Raw genomic sequence first — 25,150 nt, forward strand, 5'->3', positions numbered from 1 at the left:
ACCTATATCGCGGTGGATAACAACCACTATCGTAGTAACCTTTTATCTTGAGGTAACAATATTTGACAATAGAGTTGGCAGACTCTTATAGTAAAAAAAGAAAAAAGAGAGGATCGAGGGGAAATCTTTGGGGAAACTGTTCTTGTTCTCAATCCTGTGGTGGCTGACAGGCAATCCGTTTATCGCCATGCTGATTATTTTGCTCGTCCTGTATTTCCTGGATCGCCGCTTTGTCCGGCTGCTGCCTGACATTACCAAGCCGTATCGCCGTTGGAGAAGGCTGTCGGCGTTACGCACGCAGTTGCGGCTGAACCCGCACGACACGCCAGCCAAGCTGGAGGCGGCCCGTCTGCACATGGAAAAGCGGCAATATGCAGAAGCACTGGCTTACTTGGAAGGGATCGCCGCCACGATGCAGGATTCGTCCGAATATTTGTGTGACAAAGGCATTTGCTTGTTGAAGACAGGGCGGATGGAAGAGGGGCTGGAGCTGATCGGGCAGGCGTTGAAGCTCAATCCGCGCGTCAGATACGGGGAGCCGCGCCTGATTGTCGGGGAAGAGTACGCGAAGCGCCAGCAGCGGGAAAAAGCGCTGGAATACCTGGAGGAGCTGGCGAAAATGAACATGTCGTCGTGCGAGGTGTACTTCAAGCTTGGCGTCGTGTACGACGAGCTGCAGCAAAAAGACAAGGCGAAGGCATCTTTTCGCGAAGCGACAGAAGTGTACCGGGGACTGCCCGCCTACAAGCGCCGGACAGAAAGGCGCTGGGCGCTGCTCGCGTGGCTGCGGAAAACGTTTTGAAAATCCGGCACAACCAGATAGAGGCTTTTCGTGGCTGCCATGTACGGCAGCCATTTTTTGCTTTGTTTTTTGTCCGCGCTCCTATACAATTATCCATTAAATAAGGAAAGCGTTTGCCTGCTGCTTTTTGCAATCCATGCCCGCAACCGTTCATAATAGAACCAATACATTCAGGATGTGATACTGCTTGCAAATCATTGTCTATGACCTGGAAACAACCCTTACCCATCAACGGGACAAGATCCCGGAAATCATCGAGATCGGTGCGGCAAAAGTCGTGACCGGAAAAAACGGCGTGGAGGTCGACACCTTCCAGCGCTACACGTTTCCGGCCATCGAGCGCAGAATTACGGAGCGCACCCGCAAATTTATCGGCCTGGACAAAGAAAACATGCCGACGTTTATTCCGTTTCGCAAAGCCTTCGACGCTTTTCTCGACTGGATCGGCACGGACGAGGACTACTATTTGTGCTCGTGGGGCCAGGACGACAAACGGCTGATGATCGAGCATTGCGCCCGCTTCGGACTTGATTTCAACTGGCTGCGCAACTACAACGACATCCAGCCCGCGATCAGCATGCTGCTCGCCGACCGCAAGCAGATGAGTCTGAAAGACGCGATTGATGCAGCCGGCATCGTTCAGGAAGGAAGGCTGCACTCGGCTTTGGTCGATGCCATACATACGGCGCACCTTTTAATCAAATACAACAAGACCGTCCACCTTTCGCAAAACACGCCCGAGCAAAACTACAATTTGTCCAGCTCGCTGTACGTGACGTGCCGCTCCTGCAAAAAGCTCAAATACTACACCGCTTTTGGCAGAAAAAGCAGAAGATGCCAGGCGTGCCTGCAACATAAAAAGCAACTGGAGCAGACGGCGGAAGCGACAGCCACGAAGCAGAGCTAGCGCGCAGGCGATGAGCAGCAGAGGGAGAGAAGAGAAATGATTCGCAACCTGAAGGAGCGCGACCTGGGCACGGTCGTGGCGATGCTGCAAAAAGAGGTGCAATGGCGCCCGGTGGAACTCGCGGCAATCCTGAAATCGGCCACGGTGTTTCTCTGTGAGGAGCAAGGGGAGATCGTCGCTTGCGGCTTGTACGATTTAACCTCTTTTGGCGAAGAGGGGACGGCGGAAATGTACGTGTACACACGTCCCGAGCAGCGCAAAAAAGGGATCGGCTCCCGGCTGTTCGACCTCGTCTGGACACAGTTGCTTGCGCACGAACAGAAGCCGACGGCGGTCGTCGCCACGTATCGCATCGACGAGGGCGATGCCGGGGGGTTTTTTGCCAAAAAAGGCTTCGCGCCGTTGTGGGGACAGCATACGATGAAGTACACAGGCGGGATGGTGCCGGAGCCGACGCTTGCGGTCAAGCCTTTTGCCGAGCAGGAGCTGCCCTGCTACATCCAGTCCCAAAGCGACGCCTACTATGAGGTGCGCAAAAGCATTGATCTGAAGCCGTACCGTCTGACCGACTACTGCGAACAAACGATGGACTCCTGGCAAAAGTGGCTGCTCACGGAAATGAAGGACGACATCTACATGTTCTACGAGGAACAGGGCGAGTTTGTCGGCTCGTTGATCGTGACCCCGCAAGGCGAAGCCTACGATGTTTTCGTCGACCCCAAGCACCAGAAAAAAGGCTACGGCAAACAGCTTGCCCGGTTTTTCATAAACCGGACGCTGGAAAAAGGCTTGCAGCCGTACCTCGTGACAGGAACGCACAACAAGCCTGCGATTGCTTTGTACGAAGGGACAGGCTTTCGGATTACCCAGACGATGCTGACGGCGAAGCGAGCGCTCCTGTAGAGAAGCGGGCCTCGCCTGGCCTGGGCGACAAGCGAAAACGGCTGCGCCAGCCAGCCTGTTCAGCATAAAAAAATGCCGCAGGTCCGTGGGAGGACCGAAGCGGCATTTTTTCGTTCTATACACCCAGCAAAAGCAGGATAATCGAGGTCAGCGAGAAGCACATGCTGATTAAGCATAGAAACGCCACGACCTGCTTGGGATTAAGCCCCGTGCGCAGCAAGCGGTAATGCACCTGGCTGGCGTCTGCCTGGTAGATCGGCTTGCCTTGCATGAACCGTTTTGCTACGACGAACAGGTTGTCGAAGATCGGCACACCCAGCGCCAAAATCGGGATGAACAGCGACAGGACCGTTGCCTGTTTGAAGGCTCCGTCCAGCGCGATCACGGCGAGGATAAAGCCGAGAAAAGTCGCCCCTGCGTCTCCCATGAAAATTTTCGCGGGCGGCTTGTTGTAGCGCAAGTAAGCGAGAGCGACCCCGATCAGGCTGATCGCCATGATGGCGGAGGTCGTCTGTCCTTTGACAAGGGCGACGACGAACAGCGTACCGGCAGAAATGGCGGTCAGCCCTCCGGCGAGGCCGTCCATGCCGTCCGAAAAGTTGATGACCGTCGTCACACCGAAAATCCACAAGATCGTGAGGATGAACTGCAGCCATTCCGGCAGCAGGATGTACTCCCCGCTCAGCGGATTGTAAAAGCCGGAGAAGTTGATTCCGGACAAGTACACGATCACGGCGGCGGAAAGCTGGACGATCATTTTTGGCAGAGCGGAGAAGTCTTTGCCCTGCGTCTTGTACCAGTCGTCAATCGTGCCGATGGTAAGAAGGAGCAGCGAGCCGATCAAAACGGCAATCGTCTGTTCCGGCGATTCTTTGGAAAACAGCAGAAACGATGTAGCGAAGCCGACGAAGATCGCATAGCTGGCGGTTAGCGGGATCGGCTCCCGATGAATCTTGCGCTCGACGTCTTTCCGGGGCTTGTCCACAAAATCAAGGCGAAACGCCAATTTGGCCAGCGGTGGAATCAGCACCATGACGATAGCAAACGACAGCAAAAACGAAATCGCGTATGTAATCATGACCATCTCCTACGAAAAGACAGCTTTTTTTTGACAAGTCTATTATAGGAAGGATTCCAAATTTTGTCGACTCTTGCCGGGAAAGCTGGGGAGGTACCAAAAAAAGTTGGTACTTATTTCATGCAGCGCGAAAAAATATAATCCCTTCTAGGAGGGATCGGGATGGAATACATGGCCTTATGGTTCATCTTGGGTATCATTTTTATGCTGTTATGGACGACAAAAGGGATAAAGGGCTGGGTCAAGGCCGCTGTAATCGTCTATTATATCGTTCTGTCGTACGTGTTCATCTCACGCAAGGAAGCAATTTACGCGGAGTATCATACGCTGCCGGTGCCGGAGCAATTTTGGGACAACAATTCGGCGTGGGTCGAGTCCATGCTCGGATTTTTCTTTGTTCCGTTTCTGCTCGTGCTGCTGTTCAACTACTACGGTTGGTTCAAGGCTGCCCGTGGAACGGCGCAAAAATTTTGGATCGCGCTCTCGATTGTTCCGGCAGGGGTTGTGTATGCGTGTCTTTTTTTCATCTTTAGCATGTACGGGTATCGTCCATAACGGATCGGTGATATATGTATGTTAATTTTTCTTACATAAAATGTTCCGTTTTAACTGACAGCGCTCCGTTTCTCGGTTATAGTGGTGCTAAAGGATACAGAATAATCACGCACATAGCGAAACGTAACGGAGGGGACAAAGCATGACGCCAGGTTTATCGTATCGAGAAGTGATCCAGCCAACGGAGCAGGAGCTTCGCGAGCTGGCCGGGCTGCTGGTGGATGTCGTAGCGGATGGGGCTTCCGTCGGGTTTTTGCCGCCACTGGCCTGGGAAGAAGCATACGCCTACTGGGCCTCGGTAACGGGCGAGCAGGTGGTAGTCTGGGTGGCAGCCAATGAAAACGGCATCGTCGGGACAGTCCAGCTCCACCTGGCTGAGCGGCCAAACGGACGGCATCGGGCGGAAATCGCCAAGCTGATGGTGCATCCTTCCGCGCAGCGGCAAGGCATTGGCCGCACGCTGATGCTGCTTGCACAGGCGCGGGCGCTGGCCGAGAACCGCAGCCTGCTCGTTTTGGATACGCGCGCCGAAGATCCGTCCAATCGGCTGTATCAGGCGATGGGGTACCAAGAGGGCGGGAGAATCCCGCACTACGCCATGTCTGCTGACGGCAGCCTGCACGACACGGTGATCTACTACAAACTCATCGTCTCGCAGTAAAGCGTAAGCAGCAGCGAAAAGCAGCGAAAAGCAGCGCCAAGCGGACGAAGCGACGTCCGTGTTTTTTCTTTCGCTTGACAAACCGACCGACGGTTTGTATAGTGGTCGTAAGGAACCGACTTCCATGTCCATTTTCTACAGGAGGATACTATGTCATCGATTCATCAAAACCCCAGCTTCCAATTGCTGCTGACGGCGACAGAGGAATTGATTTTGGAAAAAGGATGCCAGCAGACGACGTTGCAGGACATCATGAAGCGTTCAGGCTTGTCCAAGGGCGCGATCTACCATTACGTAAAAAGCAAGGATGAACTGCTCGGCTTGCTGTTGCAAAGACGTTTTGCCGCCATCAGCCAGCGGTTTTACCAAACCGTAAAAGAAGGGGGAAGCGAATTGACGGGGGCACTCGGGAGTATCTCGCAGGGCTTGCGCCACATTCACAACCCGCGCGATGTGACGAATCTGATCCTGATTTACTTGCTGAGCAAAAGAGAAGACCCGGTGATTGGCGGGATGCTTGTCAAGCTGCACGAGGAGAGCATCCAGACGTCGAAGGAATGGATCGAGGTTGGGCAGCGGGCTGGCGTGATCCCGGCCACGCTCGATGCGGAGAAGGTCGCGATTTTTTTCACGATGATTACGTACGGCATCCGGATGAAGACGCAAATCGCGCCGAATGCGAGCGGACTGACTGTCGATGAAGTGCATCAGATCATGTATCAGACGCTGACCAATGGTTAGCAGAGGGGGAAACAGCGCCATGCTTCTTTTCTCGATTTTCAAAGTGATTCACATCATCGCCGGATTTACCGCCTTGCTCGTATTCTGGCTGCCAATCGTCACCAAAAAGGGCGGAAAGGCGCACGTGCGCTCAGGCTGGGTCTACGTGATCGCGATGGGAGCAGTCGCGATCTCGGCCCTCGTCATGGGCATCTGGCGGATCGGATTCGATCCGGACAAAACGGTCGAGTCCGTCGCCTTCGCCTGGTTCCTCATTTTCATCTCGATTTTGAGCTCGGCGACAGCCTGGTACGGGATTCGCGTGCTGCGGTACAAAAACCGCAAAGCGGCGCATCGCCAACCGGTCGACCTGCTGTTTCCCGCTTTGCTGGTCGCCTCGGGCGCAGCCATGAGCCTGTACGGGGCGACGATCGACTTTACCCTGCTGACCTGGTTTCCGTTCATCGGGATTTTCCTCGGCACGACGCAGCTTGTGTACTGGCTGCGGCCGCCGGGGCGAAAGCTCCACTGGTGGTTTGAGCATCTGGGAGGAATGCTCGGCTGCTGTATCGCGACGATTACGGCCTTTACCGTATTCGGTGCGCCGCGCCTGCTCGGCCTAAGCTCTGTTCACCCGCTCGTCTGGTTTATGCCGACGATCGTCCTCGTCCCCTGTATCATCGGATTTTCCCGCTATTACCACAAAAAATTCAACTCATCCAAAAGCGCATGACTGCATCGGCAAAGCCTCCTCGATGAATGAGGGGGCTTTGCTATTTTTCTAAAAGCCAGTGCCAAAAGTTTTCTGGAAAAAACGAAACTTTCCAGCTATTGGCTCGTCTCATTGAAAGAGTAAATTTCGTCCCGAGAGAAAGGAAGGTTGGAAATGGCGAAACTGTCTTTGGCAGCACTTGTTCCGTTGCGTTCAGATATTGCCCACAAGGTCAGCGAGCTCGATCAGGAGCGCGAAAAAAACGCCTTCTGCGTCTATGTGAAAGGCGAGCAAGCGGAGGAGCCGACTCGTTCGTTTGCGCTCATCACGGAAGAGCTGGAGGAAGCGCGCGAAGACTTCCGCGTCATTGACGAGCTGATCCACAGCGCCAATCTCGCCCACAAAATCACCTGGAACAATCAGGAGATCAGCCTTTTTACTGCGATGCAGATTGCGAAGCATATGCGCAAGGAAGCTGCCTCGCTGAAGCGATACGGTTCGATGAAAAAAGAGGAACTGAATACGGGCGGCTACTTCAATGGCGGGGACAAGACGATCACGCGCGCCATGTACGACATTGAAAAAGCGCGGGAAAGCGGCTTGAAGCTGGAGAGAAAAGTCAAGCGCTTGTCCCAGTTGATTGAAGACGAATGCCACAACATTTTTCTGGAGTTTCCGCAGGCCGAAAAATATATCGAGCTGGAAGACTAGGCACAGCTTCATGTGCTTAGCTTAGAAAACGTAACGGATTGCGTTTTGTAAGCTGAGTACATCTCAGCCACAGGAAATCGCGGACAACGCCTATCCTTGTGCGAGACAAGGACCCCTATGAGCGCTGGTCGCTCGTAGAAATGTATGACAGAGCATACGTGCTAATCCTAATTTGTATGGGTAGAACGAATCGCCAGACGCCTATTCGGTTCATCGGTTACTCGTTCGATTCGGCTGGACAACCGCGAACACCAACCTCCCTATTTCGTCCCGTTTCCTGTGCCTTATTCTGAAAATCCAACTCCTTCTCTTTCGGCAGAGAAGGTTTTTTTATGCCGCCACGCTACAATTCCCCTGGGACACGACGGACATACGGCGCTCTTGCTCGCCGTCGCGAAATGGATGGCTGAAAACCGGGAAGCGGTCAAGCCAAACATCGTGTTTTTGTGCGGAAAAAAGAGCGCCTATCCGCATCATCACCCCAAATTTGATATCGACGAGGAAGAGATCGGCACGGCTATTGATCGGTTTCTGAATCTGGTCAAGCATTTCGCGTGACTAGCGGCAAGCGATTCCTGTTTGGGGATCGCTTGTTTTTTTCTTCCGCGGCGAAAAGGGCTGCCGCTTCCCGGGCGCTACTTATGCTACTATGGAAGAAAAAAGGAAGTGAACGGCCGATGAAGCTGCAAAAGGTGACGTTGACGACGAGCAAGCCGGAAGAACTGCTGGCTTTTTACACGCAAGTTTTGCACATGCCGCTGATCGAAAGCACGCCCCGCTCGTTTGCCGTATCGGTAGGGGAAGCCACACTGGCTTTTCAGCGGGCGGAGCAAAAGCCGTTTTACCATTTTGCCTGCGGCATCGCGGAGCGGGCGTTCGATTCGTATGCGGAAGCGATCAGACAGCGCGGCATCGTTTTACGCAGCAAAGACGGGCAGGAGGTCATGCAGTCGTACACGTGGAAAGGAAAGCAGCTCTACTTCGCAGACCCGGAAGGAAACATTTTGGAGCTGCTGGCTTTTCCGGCAGAGGCGAAGACGGATTGGCTCTCGATTCAGGAAGTCGGCATGCCCGTTCCCGATGTCGCCGCATTCGCGGCTTCGCTCGCCCCGATCCCGAGCGAATTTGAGGCTGAATCGGAAGTCTTTCGCTTTTACGGCGATCAGGACGGCGTGCTCGTGCTGGTAAAAGCAAACCGCCCGTGGTATCCGACCGACAGAGGGGCCACCATCCATCCTATCGCGATCGAGCTTGCGCCTGAGCCTGAGCCTGAGCGGGGACAGCAGGGGCTTGTGCATACGAGTCCGCCGTTGCCGTACCGGATCGTCTGCTGAACGGAACGGTTGCCGACTGCGTTCCAAAGACAGAGAAGTGGCGCTGCGGGAAATCAGCATCGTGTTTGCTACGCTGATCGGCGTCGTCTGGCTCAAGGAGCAGACACGCACGCATAAAAAAACACCTTCAAGATTGTCCCCGATCTTGCGAAATGATCGGATCGTCTTGAAGGTGTTTTCATCTGTTTCACATGCTTGGGATCAGTTTCGGCAGAGATTACAGCGTGCGCTTGTGCAAACAGCAAATCGATTTCTTGGCAATGAACTTGCGATCAATGAAAAATGCCGTAAAGAAAGCAAGAGCGAGAGTAAGCAGCAGGTGCGCATAGGTCATGAGAGGAAGCGCACTGCCTTCCAGCTTGATATTGTCGAAGCGGTATTCCAAACGCTTTACGCCATGCCGGGCTGTCAGCAGGTCTTCCTGCTTGGCCAGGTCTTCCAATGGAGCTTCAAACACATAACGGTTGGGAGAATCGGCGTGAATGAGCAGAGTCACATCGGCCTTGCCTTTTTCATTCCAAAACTTGATGTCATCGTGAGCCAGCGAAGGCGCGTCGCCGCCAGGGATAATCATTTTATCCAATTGTGGCGCATTCTCGATGGTGTGTCGTGCCACGATGTTGAGGTGATGCTTGGTCGTAAGCGGTGTCATCGTCCTCGAAATGGTCCGAACGCGTGTCGTTCCTGTGTCCGCGTACGAGTCAAAGATCGAAGACAGGGCCAGTTCTTCCATGCCGTCATAGAGCAGCACGCCCATTTGCTTTTTCTGCCAGCGGAATGTGCTATTCAGAATGTAGGTGGAAAATTTGTAGTCGAGAACAAACGGTTCCACTTTTGGATTCGCGACAAATTCGTAATTCGGATAGCTGATTTGTTTGGCAATGCTTGCTGCTGTCGGCTCGCCCACTTGCTGCGAGATGAGGTGAAGCACCGCATCGATACCAGCCGTTTGACCGGATGAAGTCAGCGTATTTCCTTCGTGGACATATCTCACATCCTCTACCCAAGTCGTATCCGGGTAGAATACTCGCAATGACGGAATCGCTTGCCAGTGAGACGCAGCCGATTTTCCTTTCAGCAGACCGGCATCAGCCAGGTTGCCTGACCCCCCGCAAATGCTCAGGAAAGTGGTATCGCTGTTAGCGTGTTTCTGAATCCACTCGCGGGTAGGGGCATATGTCGCTTCATCGATAATGGGCATAAACGGGACTACGATTACGTCAGGGTCTTTCCCCAACAGAGCATCCAACTCTGCATACGTGTAGTGCGGGACGACATCGAGTCCGCCTGACAGAGCTTTGAGGTCTTTGTCGGGTGCGACAGCATAGACATTATACGCTTCTGTCATCGAGAGCAGCGTGTACGGAATGAGAAAATCGAAATCCTCTGTTGTAATCGAAGAATCTCCCAAGACGACTGCAACGGTAGGTTTCGCCGGATCATGAGGGGGAATGGTGACTCCCTCCAGGGAAGGGACGGCCTCTTCGCGGAGCGCGTTGTAAAATTCCTTCTGCGTATGGGAATATCCAAGAAAGCCAAGACCGCCTACAAATACAACCAGACTAAGCAGATACACCGCCAAACGCAACAAAACTTTTTTCACTTTTGATTCCTCCTGTTTACTATACCACCGTAGGGTAATTAGCTTCTAAGAGGAATATAAAGCAGCTATGTGAACTGAATATGAACGGAAACAAAAAAAGAAAAAACCGCACGCTGGCGGTTTTTCACTGCGGCAAGGCCACTTCAAACGTCGCTCCTTTTCCTGCTTCCCCTAAAACCCGAATGCTTCCCCGATGCCCGTCAATGATTTGCTTCACGATGGACAACCCAAGGCCGTTTCCTTTTACGGCAGAATTGCGAGCTTTGTCTACTTTGTAAAAAGGCTTGAAAATGTGAGCCCTTTCTTCTTCAGGAATCCCGATTCCGTTATCGGAAATGGAAACGATGCACTGATTGCCTTTCTTGACAGCCGTGATTTGAATCGTGCCGTTTATAGGTGTGAATTTGATGCTATTGCTCAGCAGATTGATCCACACCTGGCTGAACTGGTCCTCGTCTGCTTCTATCATGAGCGGCTCCAGATGAAGGTCGAAGTCGATCTGTTTGGTTTCCCAGTGTGGAGCAAGCGCAATCACGACCTTGCGAATCTGCTCGTCGAGACGATACGTCTTGGTGCGCAGCGGCATGTTCTCTTGCTGCAGTTGGGATAATTGCAGCAAATTTTGGCTCAACCGAGACAGTCTCTCGCTCTCTTCCTCGATAATGGTCAAATAGCGAAGGCGGTTTTCCTCGCTTACTTCCTTGTGCTTCAACGCCTTTGTGAAACCGGAAATCGAAGTTAAAGGGGAACCGATCTCATGCGAGACGTTGGAGACGAAATCCCGCCGCATTTGATCCAGCATTCCGAGCTTTTTGGCCATCTGGTTGAAGCTGGCGCTCAAGATTCCGATCTCGTCTTTGCGCTTGATAGGTACTTCTACTGCGAACTCTCCTTCCGCCATTCGCCGGGTGGCTTCGGTCAATTGAACAATCGGCTTGACCAGGTAACGGGCGGCGATGAGAATCAAAAAGCTTCCGATGAACAGGATTAAACCGTACAGCAAATGAATCGAATTCATCAATTCTTCGTCAGCGCTGTTTCGTTTCAGCGTCACGAACAAGGCATAAGGCTGTCCGTCCACCTGAAAAGGCAGGCCAATTACAGGCAGTGCAGCTTCATGGGAAGCAGAAGTGTCGATTCGCAGCAGATCAGTTAGCTTTTCACCAGCGAGGACACGCGCGACATCACGAGGCTCCACCTGCAACGAGGTTCCTTTCTCGGCGAGGAGCGGAACGCCCTCTGCATTGTAAAGCTGCGTATGGGTTAGGGAAAGGCCCGACAAGTGCTGCATGAGCGGAACCAGCTCTGCGGTGGGAGTGGATTGGTAGGTAGCGATCATTTGGCTTCCGTTTTCGATGAGCATGTCTCGGACGATGCCTTTGGCGCGTTCTTCATACAGCCAGGTCGTAATGAAAAAAGCCGTCACCAGGCTGAGCATGACGATTCCGACGAATACGAGCACGACCCGTGTATAGAGCGATTTCATTGCGCTGTTACCTCCAGTCGATAGCCCAAACCGCGAATCGTCACGATGCGAAATCCGGATTCGGCTTCGGGGAACCGCTCGCGAAGCCGCTTGATATGCACATCTACCGTTCGTTCGTCCCCTTCATAATCGAGCCCCCAAATTTGTTAGATCAATGTTTCGCGAGTAAATAATTGCCCGGCATAGTTGCCCAGTTTGTACAGCAGTTCAAATTCTTTCATGGGGATCGTTTTGGTCTGTCCGTCTGCGTATACCACCAGATAGCGTGAACGGTCCAACGAAAGATGGCCAAGCGTAATGATGTTGGATACCGAAATGCGATACCGCTTGAGCAGTGCCTTTACGCGCAGAACCAGTTCTACGGGATCAAACGGCTTTACCAGATAATCATCGGTCCCCAGCTTGAATCCATGGATGCGGTCCTGCGCCTCGCCTTTGGCGGTAATCATGATGATCGGCATATCGCCAAACTCACGCAGTTTGGAGCATAGCTCCCAGCCGTCCATTTGCGGCATCATGATGTCGATAACCGCCAAATCCACGGCATGATTTTCCGCGTATGCCAATGTGTCTGCTCCATTTGTTTTTTCTACAATGTCAAACCCCTCGTCTTTTAAGTACAATGCGACCAATTCCCGAATGTGCGGGTCGTCATCGACCACTAATGCCCTTGGCACGCTCATCCGCTCCTTTCCGTTCTGCATATCAGGACCGTCATTACTGCATTTTTACCATTTACTATAGGGCCTTCTGTTTTTGGGAACAAGTAGCAAGTCTTGCCCACTGGCGGTCAAACGTTTGTATGCAAAAGGAGCTTACCCGCACCTGCGTTTTATCAGGCCACGCGTCGAGCGGGAGTGGATGCTCGGGCTGACAGCGGCACAGCTTGCGCAAGTCGCCGAATGGGAAAAAGACATGTGGAACGGCATCCACGGCTACATCGGCATTCACGGTGAGACGAATGACAGCGAGTATAAAGACGTGCCAGAGGAAAAGCAGCGGCTGCTTGCCGAAGCTTTTCAACCCATGGCGCACCGCGTCGACAATGAAATCAAAGGAATCCGTATTCATTACCCGACGGCGGCAACCGCGCAAAAGGCAAACATGAGCACAGACGCTTTCGAGGACTTTTTCTTCGACGTCTGCTCGTTTGACTACCGGAAAATGGCCAAGGCAAGCACGCCGCTGTACGAGCTGATGGACAAAACGGATCAGGTGCGGATAGTGGGGCCGGGAACCGACCTGGCTTTTTCCATCAAAGGAATCGGCACACAGGTGGCGGTCGGCAAGCGGAATATGCCGGACGGGGAAGTGTACACAGCGCCCGTGCGCGGCTCGCTCCACGGAACGATCCAGTACAACGCGCCAAGCCGCTACAGAGGGACGGCTTTTGACAACGTGCGCTTCACGTTTCGCGAGGGCAAGATCGTCGAGGCGACGGCGAATCATACCGAGAAGCTGAACGAAATACTGGATACGGATGAGGGAGCGCGCTACATCGGAGAGTTTGCGATTGCGTTTCATCCGCACATTTTGCACCCGATCGGCGACATTTTGTTCGATGAAAAAATCGCCGGGAGCTTCCACCTGACGCCGGGACAGGCGTACGATTCGGCGGACAACGGCAATCGCAGCACGATTCACTGGGATTTGATCGCGATTCAAAGGCCGGAGTACGGCGGCGGGGAAATCTGGTTTGACGACGTGTTGATCCGCAAAGACGGAAGGTTCGTGCACGAGGCTTTACTGGGGCTGAATCCGGAGCAGTTGATTTTGTAGGAGGGCAGATGCGCCCTCCTTTTTTATTTCAGCTTAAAGACGAGCACGCCTGCGATCATGATGCCGATTCCCAGCAGTTTGTTTGCGCCAAGCGGGACTTTTTCCACGCCGAACAAGCCGAGAGAGTCGATGAGCAGGGCGACGAGCAACTGGGAGATGAGCAGGATGGAGACGGAGTAGGCCGGGCCGATCAAGGTGATGCCTTTCATGACGCTGAAAACGATCAGCGCCCCGAATACGCCTCCGAGCAAGTACAGCTTGTTCACTTCCTCGATTTTTTGCCAGTCCCCGTCGCGGACGATGGCGAAGACGGCGAGCGAGACGAGGAAGCCCAGCCCGTGGACGATGGCGTTCGTTTGCCACAGGCCCAGCTTGTCGCTCGCCTGGGCATTGAAGACGCTCTGCAAGCAGATGAACACGCCTGCGAGCAGCGAAAACAGAATGCCTTGCATGCTTTTCACGCCCTCCTATGCGGCCATTTATTCGTAAATGTTGCCGCTCGCAAGCTCCACGACTTTTTTTCGATTGTGAATGTGCAACGCCCCTCTTTTCCGCTCGATGATGCCGGACGCGCTCATGCTCTGAATGACCCGGTTCAGATGACGGTAGCTCGTGCCGAGCAGCTCCGCTACTTCTGTGAGCTTCGCCGTCTTCAATTCGTCTGAGGCAGTCGGCTGCGTGCCGCCTTCGAGGGTGGAGAGCAGGTAGCTTGCGAAGCGGTTTTCCACCGGATACAGCAAATTCAGGCTCGTCGAGTTGGACGAGGTGTACAGCTTGTGGCTGATTTTTTGCAGGATGAACTGTAAAAAGCCCGGATGGTTCTGGTAGCGCTCGTGCAATACTTTGAAGGGCAAGGCAATCAGCTTGCCCGGATGGACAAATTCAACCGTGTTGCGCGCCTCCAGCCGCGTGACGAACTCCACGTCGCCGATGATCGCCAGCGGGTTGTTGAAGCGCAGCAGCAGCGACTTGCCGTTGGGGAGCGTCGTGAAAATTTTGATTTTGCCTTCGACGACGAAGTACATGTGCTGGAGCACGTCGCCTTTGGCGCACAACAGCTCGCCTTTTTCCGCCTGGTACAGATGCATTTCGCGGATGGCGGCAGCGTCGAACAGCTCGTGCAGACAACTGTTTTCGATAAAAGCGTGGAGCACAGCTCGATCGTGTATTTCCTTCATGGCAATCCTCCGAGAAAAAAGGATGGGGCAGACGGCATCTTCTATAGTAAAAGACTGGGGGGCGAGAAAAAAGGACATATGTCCTGTTGGCTGAAAGTGTGGCCGTGCAGGCGCTCGCTTTGCCAGAGAGCAGCAGGAATATCCCGCTTTGTTCCAGAACTATACGGGTAGGTATTACAGAGAGAAACGAGGGAGCTGGTAGCGTGACTGTACGTGCAGAAGAAACGGTTATCGGGTTTGTAGGAACGGGCGTCATGGGCAAAAGCATGGCGGGACATTTTTTGCGGGCAGGGTATCGGGTGCTCGTTTATACGCGCACGAAGGCAAAAGCCGAGGAACTGCTGGCGGCAGGAGCAGTCTGGAAGGAACGGGTAAGCGAGCTGGCTGCTGAAGCCAATGTCATCATTACGATGGTCGGATACCCGTCTGATGTGGAAGAAGTGTACCTTGGGCCTGAGGGCATCATTTCGCATGCGAAGCCGGGTACTTTTTTGATCGATATGACAACGTCGAAGCCTTCGCTCGCCCAAAAAATATACGAGGAAGCGAAAAAGCATGCGCTGCATGCGCTGGACGCCCCGGTGTCCGGCGGAGATGTCGGAGCGCGGGAAGCGCGGCTTGCGATCATGGTCGGCGGCGATCAGGAAGCGTTCGACGCGGTGGAGCCGCTGCTTGCGGTCATGGGCAAAAACGTCGTTCTCCAGGGCGGCCCTGGTGCCGGACAGCATACGAAAATGTGCAACCAAATCTGCATCGCGACCAATATGATCGGCGTGTGCGAAGCGATCGCCTACGCGAAAAAAGCGGGATTGGACCCGGCGCGCGTGCTGACGAGCATCGAAGCGGGAGCGGCGGGCAGTTGGTCTTTGTCCAATCTGGCTCCGCGGATGATTGCGGGCAATTACGCGCCCGGCTTTTACATCAAGCATTTTATCAAGGACATGGGCATCGCCCTGGAAGCGGCCGAGGAGATGGGACTGTTGACGCCTGGGCTCGCGCTGTCCAAGTCGCTCTATGAGGAGCTTGCGGAAAAAGGCGAGGCAGACAGCGGGACACAGGCGCTGATTAAATGGTTTGAACGCGAGTAGCACAATTTGGAAAGAGTAAAGCAAACAAAAAAGGAGCCCGCACGAGAAGGGCTCCTTTTGCTTGGTTATGTCGAGGATTGAGGCGGCTGTCCGTTTTCCTATTTGGCATTGACCCGCACGTCCAGCACTTCTTTGGAAACAGGTCTGTTTTTGGACATCGGGGTTCCCATTTTTTTTACTTCCAAAATGTCGAGCAAAAATACAAACGACGGAATCCCCACGATCAGTCCCCAGACGCCGAAGAAGTGTTCGGAGAAGATCAGGACGACGAACGTGTAAAAAATCGGCAGATGGGTCTTCGACGCCATCAGGCGAGGGTTGAGGACGTAAGCTTCCATGGCGTGAATCAGCATGATGAACACCAGCAGGTAGATCACCGTAGGCAAGCCGCCGATGCTAAAGGCGATGGCGCTGAGCGGAATCAGGGAAATGATGACGCCGGCCACGGGGATCAGCCCGAGCACGAACACCATCAGCGCCAGGCCAAACAAGTTCGGGAAGCCGAGAATCCACAGGCCGATGACCGTGAACACAGTGTTGAACAGGGCGATCAGCAACTGGGTTTCAATGACTTTTCCAAAGGTCAAAATAAACTTTTGGCTGAAATATTCAATCTCGTTGTACAGCCACGACAGCTTGCTGGTGCGGAACTGCGCGGTAAACGCGATCACGTTGTCCTTGCCCAGCAGGAAAAACAGGCTGAGCAGCAGCGCCAGAAACAGGTTGAAGCCCATGTCCTTGACGACCGTCAAAAAGTCAAGACTCCCTTTGACAAGCCCTTTCATGTCAAGCTTGTCTAGGGCGGACATGAGATAAGGCGCAAATTCGTTATGCTGGTTTTCCCGCACCACCTGCTCGATGAGGTGGATCAATTGCCCGGTTTGATGAATCAGGGCCGGGAAAGCTTTCATCCCTCCGCCAACCAGAAAGGCCGTCAACAGTGCGTAGAGGGCTATGAGAATCAATTTGGGATGGACGGGCACGAGCTTGTGAGTCGCCCTGGTGAGAAACAGGTGCAGCCGATCCATCAAAAATGTGACGAGAAACGTGAGCAAAACGACATTGAGCATGCTTCCGAGCGAGTAGAGCAGGAAACAAAACAACGCCAAAATACCGAAACGTCTGAAATCCTTATTTTGCAAGACGGTGAGCAAGTTCATGGGAACATCCTTTCCAATTTCGAGACGCGCTATTTTCTATGCTAAGCTTACCGTAACGATGTGTATTTCCTGTGTCTTTTTTTGGCGAATGCTGTAATTATCACACCATCCAAGGAAGGGAGAGCCATCCATGAAGCGACAGGTGCTGCTTGTCGAAGACGAGAGCCGCATCCGCGAAATCGTCGCGGACTACTTCGAGCAGGAGCAATGGATTGTACACGAAGCGGAAAACGGAAAGCAAGCCATTCAGATGCTGGAAAGCCTCCGGGTCGATCTGGTCATTCTCGACATTTTGATGCCGGAGATGGATGGCTGGACGGTTTGCAAAGAAATCCGCACAACCTCTGATGTGCCGATCATCATCCTCACCGCCAAGTCCGAAGAAGACGACAAGATGCAAGGCTTTGAGCTTGGCGCCGACGATTACGTCACGAAGCCGTTCAGCCCGCGAGTGCTGGTCGCCAGGGCCAACTCCTTGATGAAGCGGGTTGAGGGCACGGTCAGAGGAACCGACCATCTGCTGCGCTTCGGCCAGGTCGTCATTAATCGGCATGCCCGGCGCATGAAGATCAGGGGCGAAGAAATCGACCTCGCCCCGAAAGAGTATGAGTTGCTCGTCTATCTTATCAAAAATGCCGGGATCGTGCTGTCGCGGGAAACGATCATGGATCACGTCTGGGGCTTCGACTACTTTGGCGATTTGCGCGTCGTCGACACCCATATCAAGAAGCTTCGCAGCAAGCTCGGCAGCGAAGCGCGACACATCCGGACAGTTATCAAGGCAGGCTATACGTTCGAGGAAGAGCGATGAAAAAATGGGGCGTCACACTCAAGCTGTTTGCCATCACTTCATCGTGTTTCCTGTTGTTTTATACGATTATCATGATCGGTCAGTTACTTTTTTTTGAGCAATTTTATCAATCGAAAAAGCTGGACGACCTGGAGAAGAAGCTCGAAGCGTTTGCCAAAGAGTACGTCTCGCGGGAATGGGACGCAGAGAGCATGGCCCGGGAGTTGTCCGTTTTTATCAGCCGCAACAAGACGCAACTGGCGATTGTCAGCCCAAACGGCCAGGTGAAGTACGACAATCCGTTTCGCATCGTCATTCGCGATCGCGAAGGCAAAAACGTGAAAATCTCGCTGTCCCTGCTCCCGGAGGAAGACCGCAGCGCCCTTTTGAGCGCGAATCTGCACAAAGGCGACCGGATTGAAGCGATCGGCGTCTTTGAGGAAGGGCTGCTGCAGGAGATGTTTTATCCGCGCGTCATTAAAAAAGCGGGGGCAGCCGATATCGGCACGTTGCGAGGGAGCGACACGACGCTGGCGCTGTCGACGGTCTCCGGCGAAATTACCGAGCTGTTTTTGCCTGCGCCCAACCAGTGGAATTTGCGGCAAGGGATTCTGTTTCATGTGCTGAAGGACTTATTCCCGTTATCGGAGGAACGCAAACGCGCGCTGGAGGGCGGAAGCGTGCTGGAGGAGGAATGGGTGGAGCCGTGGAGCGGCGTGCGCAGCCTGGTTGCGATTCACCCGATCGTACAGGACGGGCGGCTCAGTGAACTGGTCGTCGCCCTCACCTCCTTGCAGCAGATCAGCGAGGCAAACGATGCACTGCGGCTGTTTTACGTCTACATCGGAATCGGCGGCTTCGCGCTGATCCTGCTGTTGTCCCTGCTTTTGTCCAAAATCGTCACCAAGCCGCTACTTTCCTTAAACAAAAGCGCCCTGCGCATGGCGCGGCTCGACTTCTCGGTCAAGTCGCCGATTATCCGCAACGACGAGTTCGGCAGCCTGGCGCGCAGTCTGAACACGATGGCGGAAAAGCTGGATGTGACGCTGCGGGAGTTGCAGCAAGCCAACGAACAACTGCGCAGCGAGATGGACCACAAGCAGCGGATGGAGCTGATCCAGAAGGAGTTTGTCTCCAATGCCTCGCACGAGCTGAAAACGCCGCTGAGCATCGTGAAAAGCTTCGCGGAAGGGCTGCGGGACGGCGTCGGCGAGAACAAGCGCGAGCGCTACATCGAGGTCATCCTCGACGAGACGGAAAAAATGGAGGAACTCGTCCGCGATTTGCTGGAGCTGGCCAAGCTGGAGTCGAAGACGATCAAGCTGAAAAAGAGCTGGTTTTTCTTAAGCGAGCTGACGGAGGAAATCGTCGAGCGGCTGATGCATCATTTCCGCGAAAAAGAGCTGCGGGCCGTGACGATTTTGGCCAACGAGGAAGCGCTGTACGCCGATCAGGAGAAAATCGAGCAAGTGTTGCTCAACATGCTGGTCAACGCCATCCGCCATGCGAATCCGGGCAGCGAGATTACCGTGCGGATCGAAGGCGAGGCGCAAGCGCTGCGCGTCACGATTGAAAATGAAGGCGAGCAAATCCCGCAGGAGCAACTCGCTTTTGTCTGGGACCGCTTTTACCGGATTGAGCGCTCGCGAAACCGCAAGACAGGCGGGACCGGGCTCGGACTTGCCATCGTCCGGCACATTCTGGAACTGCATGAAGCCTCCTACAGTGTGCGAAATACGAAGACAGGCATCGCTTTTTCCTTTTCGCTGCCCACCCATGGAAAAGGAAAGTGAAACCAACGTGGCCGTTTGCGCGTCTGACTGATAGCAAGCAAAAAGCACAGGGGGAGGCCAACAAGCCCATGAAACATAAAGCGATCAGTCTGATGGCGGCTGCGCTGCTCTGCGCGAGCGCATGGACAGCTCCGGTGCAAGCGGCTTCGTTTGCAACCGTTCAGCCGTACTTGACGGATTACAAGATCGGTTTCACCAATGGCAACGAGCTGGTAACGAAAGCCCAGTACGATGCATTCGACTACTCTGCGCACGCGGTGATCGTCACCAAGGCCGGAAAAAAAGGATTGCTCGACGTGCGTACCGGCAAGGAAATCACTCCCGCCGTCTGGGACGAGATCGAAATTCCCGGCTCGAATAACATCGCCATCGTGCAAAAAGGCGGCTGGTTTCAATACATCGACCTGACGACGAAAAAGCTGTCAGCCACGAAGTTTGCAGGGGCGCACAGCTACTATCTGTCTTCTGACCATGACCCAGTCATTGTGCTGGGCGGACAGACTTCCATGCTGCTGGACAAAACGGGCAAGGTGCTGATTCCTCCCGTGGCAGGCAAGCTGTCCATCGTCTCGCTGATTCCCCCAGAGGCAAAGGGCGATCAGGAAGCAGACGCGACGCGCTACGTTGTGGCGACGACCGCGAAGGCGATGACCTTGTACGATCTGGTGACGTTCAAGCCGAGATTTTCCTTGCCGGGGGCCGCGCTGATTCCCAATGAAGGCGGGCCAAAGACTGCCTATCTCAAGGTGCGCTCGGGCGGCAAGGAAGGTCTGGTCGATGTGAATGGACAGTACGTGCTGCCTGCGCAATACAAGGCGATCTACACCTGGAACCATGGATATTTTCAACTGGTGGGGCCAAACGGAGTCGGTTTGTGGAAGGACGGACAGCTCTTGGCGGAGCCGCTCCATGCCGAGGTGGGATTTGCGCATAGCAACCCGGATTTGTACTGGACCGTCTCCAAAGATATTGTGACCTACCATTCCATCTCCAAAGGAACGGCTCATTCGTTGAAAAAGGGCGCGGACTATTTGCGCGACAGCTACGTGCTGGGACAGGACCCGAAGACGGGCATGTACGGCGTTGTGCAGGTAGACGCAGGAGTGGTGATCCCGTTCGTGCATCCGCGCGTGGAAGGGGCGCCTGCCTCCCGTCTGCTGGTGCGCAGCGACGGGAAAAAGACGATTCTCCCCGGTTGGGAAAAGCCGATCCGCGAACCGGACTTCTGGTTCGATTCGTTGACGCCGTTAGGCAGTTACGGTCTGCAGAGCGTCAAGGACGGCAGCAAAATCGGGCTGTATTCGGAGCGCGAAGGTTTGCTGCTCACACCAGCAGAAAATCGGGTCATTCGCTATGAGGAAGCTTCGGGACAGGTGGTGGTAACCGAGCCGGATGGAAAAGTGCTACGCTTCGGTGGCATTAGTGGCAAGCCGGAGAGCGAACACGACGTCCAGCCGTTGTCCGAGCAGTTGAATGCGGTGTACGAAGCGGGCAAAGGGAGCGTAATCGTCGACCGTTCGACCGATAAACCGATCAGCAAGCATTATGAACAGCTTTACGCAGACGATGCCTCCAAGCTGATCGTCGCAGCAGATGGGCAGACGGCTGACCTGTACACGCCAGACGGCACGCTGCTCACGACAGAGATCAAGCTGGCGCGGTGGAAGGGGCGCTACGACGCTCCGCCCGTCACCATCATGCAGGTGGGCGACGCCTTCTACACATTGGGCGTGAAGGAGGGCACAAACAAGCGGGCATTCATCCGGATCGCAGACGGGCAGTTGCAGGTCGCAGGCGAGTTTGCGTATCGGGAGGCTGCGGAAATAGCGATGGGCGAGAAAAAAGCGGCCGTTGCGATGCGGGCGGACGGGACGCTCGATGTTTGGGCGCAGGAAGGCAGCCGGCTCGTGCAAAAGCTGGCGAACGCAACCGGATACGAGACAGCCTCTACTTTCGACAAGCTGCTGGTGCAAACGAAAGATGGCTGGGATGTGTACTCCTCTTCGCTGGAGCGCATCACCACAGGGAACTACCAGTCGTTGAAGCCGCTGCCGCAAAGCGACAAAAGACCAGGCGTTGTCGTCTACCAGGATAAGCAGACGGGCTTGTACGGGCTTTTGGCAGCAGACGGCAGACAGTTGACTGCTCCCAGGTACGAAGCGATCAAGCCGTCCGGCGAAGTCTTTCCCGGACTTTGGCTGCACGACGACACACAGCCGCCATTTGCGTTTGCGACGAAGGACCAGTTCGGCTATCTCGATCAGGACGGCAAAGAGCTGTTTACGACCAAGTTCCTGACGAAAAAGCCTGTGATTACGTATCGCCCGCTCCAGTTGCAAAGCTTCGAGGCATATACGACACTGATGAAACAAAACCCGCTGGAGCTTGTCGACTTCGGCAAGCCGTATAGCTGGTCCGGGAAGGGCAGCAGCGAGAGCAAGTTTTACGCGAATCTCGCGCTGTATGCGGGACTGCCACAGGGCGCAGGAAAAGCAGAGGTGTTCGCGGCACTGGAAGCAAAAGGCGCGATCAAGCCCGATGCGAAACGCGCTGACATGAGCGACGAAGACATGTACAGCCTCGCCTACTTCATGGCGACAGGCAAAAGCAGCCAGTCGCTGACCGCCAAGGAGTTGACGGAATGGGCGCAAAAGCGGGGCATCGTGCCGCAGCGTGGAGGCATGAGCTACTATATGTCGATGGATTTGTACAAAGAGTATCACCAGATGTTTTTTGCGGAGCTGTTACGATCGGTGGCGGGGAAAAAGCTCGCGAAGCCGAAAGTGCTGAAGGCTGGAGAGCTGTCGCCTGAGCAGAAGGCGCTGGTCGAGACGATGCTGCTGGTCAACGGAAAGCAGGCGAACCAGTTGCCGCTGCCGTTGCCGCAGGCGGAGTGGAACCGGGGCGTTCAAGGATTTTTGACAGCATACCAAAAACAGGCAGCCGGACTTCTTGCCGCCTACGAAAAGCAAGCCGGAAATTGAGCGTGCCGAAAGACAAGCGCGGGAGCATCAAGCCCGCGCTTGTTTTCGCAGGTGCGTGATCTGCTGCTGTAGCAAGCAGGCGGCGCGTTTAAAAGATCGGCCAATATTTCAGCATGAGCAGGTAAAAGGCAGCGTGCACCGCCGCTGTCGCGACCAATGAAACGACGAAGGCGACGAACGAAATCTGATCCAGCTTGTAGGCGACCAGGAAAAAAATCGAAAAGGCGAGAAAGGCAATGAACGTGCCTTCTTCCAAATAAGCCATTTGCGCATTCACCTCGTTTTTGTACCTGTCTCCTATTCTAGCGGATTTCGGCCGCGGATGAAGAACCAATCATGTTTGTGAAGGAGTGTCGTTTTCATGTCCATCCATATCGAGCCGTTGAAGCAGCAGGATGCCCCGGCGCTTTTTGCCTTCGAGTGCAAAAATCGGGAGTTTTTCGAGCGGACAGTCCCCAGCCGCGGGGAGGCGTACTATCACTGCGATTATTTTCAAAACAGTCTGCAAGCTTTGTTGGCAGAGCAAGAGCAGCGTATTTCCTGCTTTACGCTCATCAAAAATGCGGCGGGAGACATTTTGGGCCGGATGAATCTGGTCGACCTCGATCACGAACGAGGAAGCGCCGAACTCGGCTACCGGGTCGGAGCGGATGCCGCAGGCAAAGGAGTGGCGTCTCAGGCGCTCAAGCTACTGCTTACCGAATACATACAGCCGCTCGGTATCCGTGAAGTACAGGCCAAGACGACAGCCGAAAATATCGCCTCGCAAAAAGTGCTGCTCAAAAACGGCTTTTTTTTCGCGAGACTGACGCTGCGGGATTTTGGCACTACCGCTGGACGCGGTAGCGGTGGATAGTGGCTTGTTTGTGTTTATTTTAGTTATTTGGTATTATATGTAAAGTTCGAAAACTAGAAATCAAAGGAGAATCGCGATGAAATCACGCAGCAAAAGCGTTTTGAATGTGTTGGTAGCCGCTGGAGTGATTGCCTCTTGCGCTGGCTACGCGGCAGCCAATGAAGCAAAGCCAAAGGCAGCCAGTCCGGCCGCTACGGAAAAAGTACTGCGGCTCAATTTGGTCGCGGAGCCGCTCACGGTCGACCCGGCGCTGGCAGAGGATGAAGTATCGTTCATGTTGACCAGGGCGATGTACGACGGCCTGGTTCGCGTTGGCCCGGATGGAAAGCTGCAGCCATCCATGGCGCACAAGCTCGAGGTGTCTGACGATTTGAAGACGTACACCTTCCACTTGCGCGATGCCAAATGGAGCAACGGCGATCCCGTCACGGCCTACGATTTTGAATACGCATGGAAGCGGGTGCTCGATCCGAAAACGGACAGCATCTACTCCCATCAGCTCTACGTGATCGAAAATGCCGAAGCAGCCAACAGCGGCAAGGAGAAGCTGGACGCCGTAGGAGTGAAGGCGGTTGATGCGAAGACGTTGCGCGTCGTGCTGGAGGAGCCGACTCCTTATTTTGCCCAACTGACAGCCTTCCCGACCTTTTATCCGGTCAACCAGAAGGTCGTGGCCGCGAATCCGAAATGGGCCAATGCCGTCTCGACGCATGTAGGAAATGGCCCTTACAAGCTCGCTTCCTGGACGCGCGCTGAACAGATGACGCTGGTGAAAAATGCGTCGTACTGGGATCAGGCAGCCGTGAAGTTGGACAAGCTCGCCTTTTCGATGGTTGAGGACGAAGAGACGGAGCTGGCCTTGTTCGATACGGGTGAGCTGGACTGGGCGGGTGCTCCCGGGCAGCTTCCGGCAGATGCTCTGCCAGTGCTGAAGGAGAAAGGGCTTCTGCACACGAAGCCGATCGCGGGTGTCTACTGGTACAAGTTCAATACGGAGCAGGCTCCTTTTACCAATGCGAAAATCCGCAAAGCGTTCGCCTACGCGATGAACCGCCAGGCGATTGTCGACACGGTGACCAAGGGAAGCCAGGTGCCCGCTACGGCAATCGTGCCTGTGACCAATGGCGAGAAGCAGTCTGGCTACTTCAAGGACAATGATCGCGAGACAGCGAAAAAGCTTTTGGCAGAAGGGATGAAGGAGCTGGGAATCGGCAAGCTCCCGCCGATCTCCCTGTCCATGAATCGCTCGGAAAACCATCGAAAGATTGCGCTTGAAGTTCAAAAGCAGTGGAAAGAGGCGCTGGGTGTTGACGTGAAGCTGGTGGAAGAGGAATGGAAGGTCTTTTTGGATCATATAACCGAGGGCAATTACCAAATTGGACGGATGGGCTGGCTGGCGGACTACGGCGATCCTGCGAATTTTTTGGGACTGTTCTACGACAAAAAGGGCGGTAACAACAATACGAACTGGGAAAACAAGCAGTACCAGTCGCTCCTCGACAAAGCGGCGACAGAAGCGGACCCGGCCAAGCGCAAGCAATTGCTGGCGGAGGCAGAAGCCATCCTGACGGAAGAAATGCCCGTGCTTCCGATTTATTTTTATTCGAGCAACTGGGTGCAGGACGAGAAGCTGAAGGGCGTCGTCATGGATGAGTTGGGCTACCTTGATTTCAAATGGGCCACGAAGGAATAACATAGGAAGGCTGATAAAACGAGCAAGCTCCCCTTTTCGACGGCTGGAAAGGGGAGCTTTTGTCTGGGCAAAAGGATCGCGTGGCAGCTTACGGTTCCCAAGGGCGGCCCCGTGCCGAGCGAATCAGGAGAGACGTTCGCGGCGTTGCAGTCGCGCGTCCGAGCGTCCGTCAGCTACGGCTCCCACGGGCGCTCCGTGCCGAGCGAATCAGGAGAGACGCTCGCGGCGTTGCAGTCGCGCGTCCGAGCGTCCGTCAGCTACGGCTCCCACGGGCGGGTCCCGTGCCGAGCGAATCAGGAGAGACGTTCGCGGCGTTGCAGTCGCGCGTCCGAGCGTCCGTCAGCTACGGCTCCCACG

25 protein-coding genes and 1 pseudogene are annotated in these 25,150 nt (G+C 54.4%); 18 read left to right on the forward strand and 8 right to left on the reverse strand.

The window, feature by feature from the left end; genetic code table 11:
- Positions 1 to 127: 127 nt before the first annotated feature.
- From AC3WQH_RS17850 to AC3WQH_RS17860, 3 genes are all read left to right on the forward strand, one after another.
- Positions 128 to 802: a tetratricopeptide repeat protein gene (locus tag AC3WQH_RS17850; RefSeq protein WP_005830441.1), complete on the forward strand. Its 675-nt coding sequence runs from the start codon at positions 128 to 130 to the stop codon at positions 800 to 802.
- Between the two features lie 187 nt (positions 803 to 989).
- Positions 990 to 1,709: a 3'-5' exonuclease gene (locus AC3WQH_RS17855; protein WP_005830439.1), complete on the forward strand. Its 720-nt coding sequence runs from the start codon at positions 990 to 992 to the stop codon at positions 1,707 to 1,709.
- Between the two features lie 36 nt (positions 1,710 to 1,745).
- Positions 1,746 to 2,612: a GNAT family N-acetyltransferase gene (locus AC3WQH_RS17860; protein ID WP_492332186.1), complete on the forward strand. Its 867-nt coding sequence runs from the start codon at positions 1,746 to 1,748 to the stop codon at positions 2,610 to 2,612.
- Positions 2,613 to 2,727: 115 nt separating this feature from the next.
- Here AC3WQH_RS17860 and AC3WQH_RS17865 read toward each other — a convergent pair whose 3' ends face one another.
- Positions 2,728 to 3,696 carry an MraY family glycosyltransferase gene (locus tag AC3WQH_RS17865; protein ID WP_025845362.1) on the reverse strand — a complete coding sequence of 323 codons (969 nt, stop codon included), beginning with the start codon at positions 3,694 to 3,696 and terminating at the stop codon, positions 2,728 to 2,730.
- Between the two features lie 156 nt (positions 3,697 to 3,852).
- Here AC3WQH_RS17865 and AC3WQH_RS17870 point away from each other — a divergent pair, with 156 nt between their 5' ends.
- The 7 genes from AC3WQH_RS17870 (at position 3,853) to AC3WQH_RS17900 (ending at position 8,383) form a co-directional block, all read left to right on the forward strand.
- Positions 3,853 to 4,245 carry a hypothetical protein gene (locus tag AC3WQH_RS17870; protein WP_007784390.1) on the forward strand — a complete coding sequence of 131 codons (393 nt, stop codon included), beginning with the start codon at positions 3,853 to 3,855 and terminating at the stop codon, positions 4,243 to 4,245.
- A gap of 142 nt (positions 4,246 to 4,387) precedes the next feature.
- Positions 4,388 to 4,906 carry a GNAT family N-acetyltransferase gene (locus AC3WQH_RS17875; RefSeq protein ID WP_005830432.1) on the forward strand — a complete coding sequence of 173 codons (519 nt, stop codon included), beginning with the start codon at positions 4,388 to 4,390 and terminating at the stop codon, positions 4,904 to 4,906.
- A gap of 150 nt (positions 4,907 to 5,056) precedes the next feature.
- Positions 5,057 to 5,647, forward strand: a complete 591-nt coding sequence (locus tag AC3WQH_RS17880; protein WP_007784388.1) for a TetR/AcrR family transcriptional regulator — start codon at positions 5,057 to 5,059, stop codon at positions 5,645 to 5,647.
- A 19-nt stretch (positions 5,648 to 5,666) separates the two neighbouring features.
- Positions 5,667 to 6,359, forward strand: a complete 693-nt coding sequence (locus AC3WQH_RS17885) for a DUF2306 domain-containing protein (RefSeq protein ID WP_005830428.1) — start codon at positions 5,667 to 5,669, stop codon at positions 6,357 to 6,359.
- 153 nt (positions 6,360 to 6,512) lie between these two features.
- Positions 6,513 to 7,049 (forward strand): hypothetical protein, encoded by a 537-nt coding sequence (locus AC3WQH_RS17890; protein WP_005830426.1) that lies wholly within the window; start codon positions 6,513 to 6,515, stop codon positions 7,047 to 7,049.
- A 381-nt stretch (positions 7,050 to 7,430) separates the two neighbouring features.
- On the forward strand, positions 7,431 to 7,607 hold the full coding sequence (locus tag AC3WQH_RS17895) for a hypothetical protein (protein ID WP_005830424.1): 177 nt from the start codon (positions 7,431 to 7,433) through the stop codon (positions 7,605 to 7,607).
- 119 nt (positions 7,608 to 7,726) lie between these two features.
- Entirely contained in the window at positions 7,727 to 8,383 is a 657-nt protein-coding gene (locus tag AC3WQH_RS17900; protein WP_005830423.1) for a VOC family protein, read from the forward strand.
- A gap of 217 nt (positions 8,384 to 8,600) precedes the next feature.
- On the opposite strand, the gene AC3WQH_RS17905 is transcribed toward AC3WQH_RS17900, so the two are convergent.
- The 3 genes and pseudogenes from AC3WQH_RS17905 to AC3WQH_RS17915 form a co-directional block, all read right to left on the reverse strand.
- On the reverse strand, positions 8,601 to 9,986 hold the full coding sequence (locus tag AC3WQH_RS17905) for a DJ-1/PfpI family protein (protein WP_005830421.1): 1,386 nt from the start codon (positions 9,984 to 9,986) through the stop codon (positions 8,601 to 8,603).
- 124 nt (positions 9,987 to 10,110) lie between these two features.
- Positions 10,111 to 11,472 carry a sensor histidine kinase gene (locus AC3WQH_RS17910; RefSeq protein WP_005830419.1) on the reverse strand — a complete coding sequence of 454 codons (1,362 nt, stop codon included), beginning with the start codon at positions 11,470 to 11,472 and terminating at the stop codon, positions 10,111 to 10,113.
- Positions 11,469 to 12,149 (reverse strand): annotated as a pseudogene (locus tag AC3WQH_RS17915) (response regulator transcription factor). The gene AC3WQH_RS17910 and the pseudogene AC3WQH_RS17915 overlap by 4 nt, the downstream one beginning before the upstream one ends.
- Positions 12,150 to 12,270: 121 nt before the next feature.
- Here AC3WQH_RS17915 and AC3WQH_RS17920 point away from each other — a divergent pair.
- The gene (locus tag AC3WQH_RS17920) at positions 12,271 to 13,251 is read left to right on the forward strand and encodes an aminopeptidase (protein ID WP_488175106.1); all 981 of its coding nucleotides are present in this window, start codon (positions 12,271 to 12,273) and stop codon (positions 13,249 to 13,251) included.
- Positions 13,252 to 13,274: 23 nt separating this feature from the next.
- Here the strand turns inward: AC3WQH_RS17920 and AC3WQH_RS17925 are convergent, their stop codons facing one another.
- Positions 13,275 to 13,703: a DMT family transporter gene (locus AC3WQH_RS17925; RefSeq protein WP_007784372.1), complete on the reverse strand. Its 429-nt coding sequence runs from the start codon at positions 13,701 to 13,703 to the stop codon at positions 13,275 to 13,277.
- A 27-nt stretch (positions 13,704 to 13,730) separates the two neighbouring features.
- Positions 13,731 to 14,429: a cyclic nucleotide-binding domain-containing protein gene (locus AC3WQH_RS17930; protein ID WP_005830409.1), complete on the reverse strand. Its 699-nt coding sequence runs from the start codon at positions 14,427 to 14,429 to the stop codon at positions 13,731 to 13,733.
- Positions 14,430 to 14,533: 104 nt separating this feature from the next.
- Here AC3WQH_RS17930 and AC3WQH_RS17935 point away from each other — a divergent pair, with 104 nt between their 5' ends.
- Complete coding sequence (locus AC3WQH_RS17935; RefSeq protein WP_255320453.1) at positions 14,534 to 15,517, forward strand: NAD(P)-dependent oxidoreductase; 984 nt, start codon at positions 14,534 to 14,536, stop codon at positions 15,515 to 15,517.
- Positions 15,518 to 15,615: 98 nt separating this feature from the next.
- On the opposite strand, the gene AC3WQH_RS17940 is transcribed toward AC3WQH_RS17935, so the two are convergent.
- Positions 15,616 to 16,677, reverse strand: a complete 1,062-nt coding sequence (locus AC3WQH_RS17940; RefSeq protein WP_007784367.1) for an AI-2E family transporter — start codon at positions 16,675 to 16,677, stop codon at positions 15,616 to 15,618.
- A gap of 130 nt (positions 16,678 to 16,807) precedes the next feature.
- Between AC3WQH_RS17940 and AC3WQH_RS17945 the strand changes: the two genes are divergently transcribed.
- The 3 genes from AC3WQH_RS17945 (at position 16,808) to AC3WQH_RS17955 (ending at position 22,244) form a co-directional block, all read left to right on the forward strand.
- A complete protein-coding gene (locus AC3WQH_RS17945; RefSeq protein ID WP_005830406.1) occupies positions 16,808 to 17,488 on the forward strand; it encodes a response regulator transcription factor in 681 nt (226 codons plus the stop codon).
- Positions 17,485 to 19,260 carry a sensor histidine kinase gene (locus AC3WQH_RS17950; protein ID WP_492332187.1) on the forward strand — a complete coding sequence of 592 codons (1,776 nt, stop codon included), beginning with the start codon at positions 17,485 to 17,487 and terminating at the stop codon, positions 19,258 to 19,260. Before AC3WQH_RS17945 ends, AC3WQH_RS17950 begins: the two co-directional genes overlap by 4 nt.
- Positions 19,261 to 19,328: 68 nt before the next feature.
- A complete protein-coding gene (locus AC3WQH_RS17955) occupies positions 19,329 to 22,244 on the forward strand; it encodes a WG repeat-containing protein (protein ID WP_492332188.1) in 2,916 nt (971 codons plus the stop codon).
- A gap of 88 nt (positions 22,245 to 22,332) precedes the next feature.
- On the opposite strand, the gene AC3WQH_RS17960 is transcribed toward AC3WQH_RS17955, so the two are convergent.
- Positions 22,333 to 22,509, reverse strand: a complete 177-nt coding sequence (locus AC3WQH_RS17960; RefSeq protein WP_007784359.1) for a hypothetical protein — start codon at positions 22,507 to 22,509, stop codon at positions 22,333 to 22,335.
- A gap of 96 nt (positions 22,510 to 22,605) precedes the next feature.
- Between AC3WQH_RS17960 and AC3WQH_RS17965 the strand changes: the two genes are divergently transcribed.
- From AC3WQH_RS17965 to AC3WQH_RS17975, 3 genes are all read left to right on the forward strand, one after another.
- The gene (locus tag AC3WQH_RS17965; protein ID WP_283858146.1) at positions 22,606 to 23,100 is read left to right on the forward strand and encodes a GNAT family N-acetyltransferase; all 495 of its coding nucleotides are present in this window, start codon (positions 22,606 to 22,608) and stop codon (positions 23,098 to 23,100) included.
- 76 nt (positions 23,101 to 23,176) lie between these two features.
- Positions 23,177 to 24,793 (forward strand): peptide ABC transporter substrate-binding protein, encoded by a 1,617-nt coding sequence (locus AC3WQH_RS17970; protein ID WP_309479325.1) that lies wholly within the window; start codon positions 23,177 to 23,179, stop codon positions 24,791 to 24,793.
- Positions 24,794 to 24,904: 111 nt separating this feature from the next.
- Positions 24,905 to 25,150, forward strand: a 246-nt coding sequence (locus AC3WQH_RS17975) for a hypothetical protein (RefSeq protein ID WP_492332189.1), incomplete at its 3' end; no start/stop codon positions are given.

It is taken from the genome of Brevibacillus sp. FW301-21C12A, assembly GCF_058788915.1.

Bases quoted from the DNA above. Each gene is read 5' to 3' on its own strand.
- AC3WQH_RS17860 (WP_492332186.1), top strand. From the start codon at position 1,746: ATGATTCGCAACCTGAAGGAGCGCGACCTGGGCACGGTCGTGGCGATG.
- AC3WQH_RS17865 (WP_025845362.1), bottom strand. From the start codon at position 3,696: ATGGTCATGATTACATACGCGATTTCGTTTTTGCTGTCGTTTGCTATC.
- AC3WQH_RS17870 (WP_007784390.1), top strand. From the start codon at position 3,853: ATGGAATACATGGCCTTATGGTTCATCTTGGGTATCATTTTTATGCTG.
- AC3WQH_RS17875 (WP_005830432.1), top strand. From the start codon at position 4,388: ATGACGCCAGGTTTATCGTATCGAGAAGTGATCCAGCCAACGGAGCAG.
- AC3WQH_RS17880 (WP_007784388.1), top strand. From the start codon at position 5,057: ATGTCATCGATTCATCAAAACCCCAGCTTCCAATTGCTGCTGACGGCG.
- AC3WQH_RS17885 (WP_005830428.1), top strand. From the start codon at position 5,667: ATGCTTCTTTTCTCGATTTTCAAAGTGATTCACATCATCGCCGGATTT.
- AC3WQH_RS17890 (WP_005830426.1), top strand. From the start codon at position 6,513: ATGGCGAAACTGTCTTTGGCAGCACTTGTTCCGTTGCGTTCAGATATT.
- AC3WQH_RS17900 (WP_005830423.1), top strand. From the start codon at position 7,727: ATGAAGCTGCAAAAGGTGACGTTGACGACGAGCAAGCCGGAAGAACTG.
- AC3WQH_RS17910 (WP_005830419.1), bottom strand. From the start codon at position 11,472: ATGAAATCGCTCTATACACGGGTCGTGCTCGTATTCGTCGGAATCGTC.
- AC3WQH_RS17925 (WP_007784372.1), bottom strand. From the start codon at position 13,703: ATGCAAGGCATTCTGTTTTCGCTGCTCGCAGGCGTGTTCATCTGCTTG.
- AC3WQH_RS17930 (WP_005830409.1), bottom strand. From the start codon at position 14,429: ATGAAGGAAATACACGATCGAGCTGTGCTCCACGCTTTTATCGAAAAC.
- AC3WQH_RS17940 (WP_007784367.1), bottom strand. From the start codon at position 16,677: ATGAACTTGCTCACCGTCTTGCAAAATAAGGATTTCAGACGTTTCGGT.
- AC3WQH_RS17945 (WP_005830406.1), top strand. From the start codon at position 16,808: ATGAAGCGACAGGTGCTGCTTGTCGAAGACGAGAGCCGCATCCGCGAA.
- AC3WQH_RS17950 (WP_492332187.1), top strand. From the start codon at position 17,485: ATGAAAAAATGGGGCGTCACACTCAAGCTGTTTGCCATCACTTCATCG.
- AC3WQH_RS17955 (WP_492332188.1), top strand. From the start codon at position 19,329: ATGAAACATAAAGCGATCAGTCTGATGGCGGCTGCGCTGCTCTGCGCG.
- AC3WQH_RS17960 (WP_007784359.1), bottom strand. From the start codon at position 22,509: ATGGCTTATTTGGAAGAAGGCACGTTCATTGCCTTTCTCGCCTTTTCG.
- AC3WQH_RS17965 (WP_283858146.1), top strand. From the start codon at position 22,606: ATGTCCATCCATATCGAGCCGTTGAAGCAGCAGGATGCCCCGGCGCTT.
- AC3WQH_RS17970 (WP_309479325.1), top strand. From the start codon at position 23,177: ATGAAATCACGCAGCAAAAGCGTTTTGAATGTGTTGGTAGCCGCTGGA.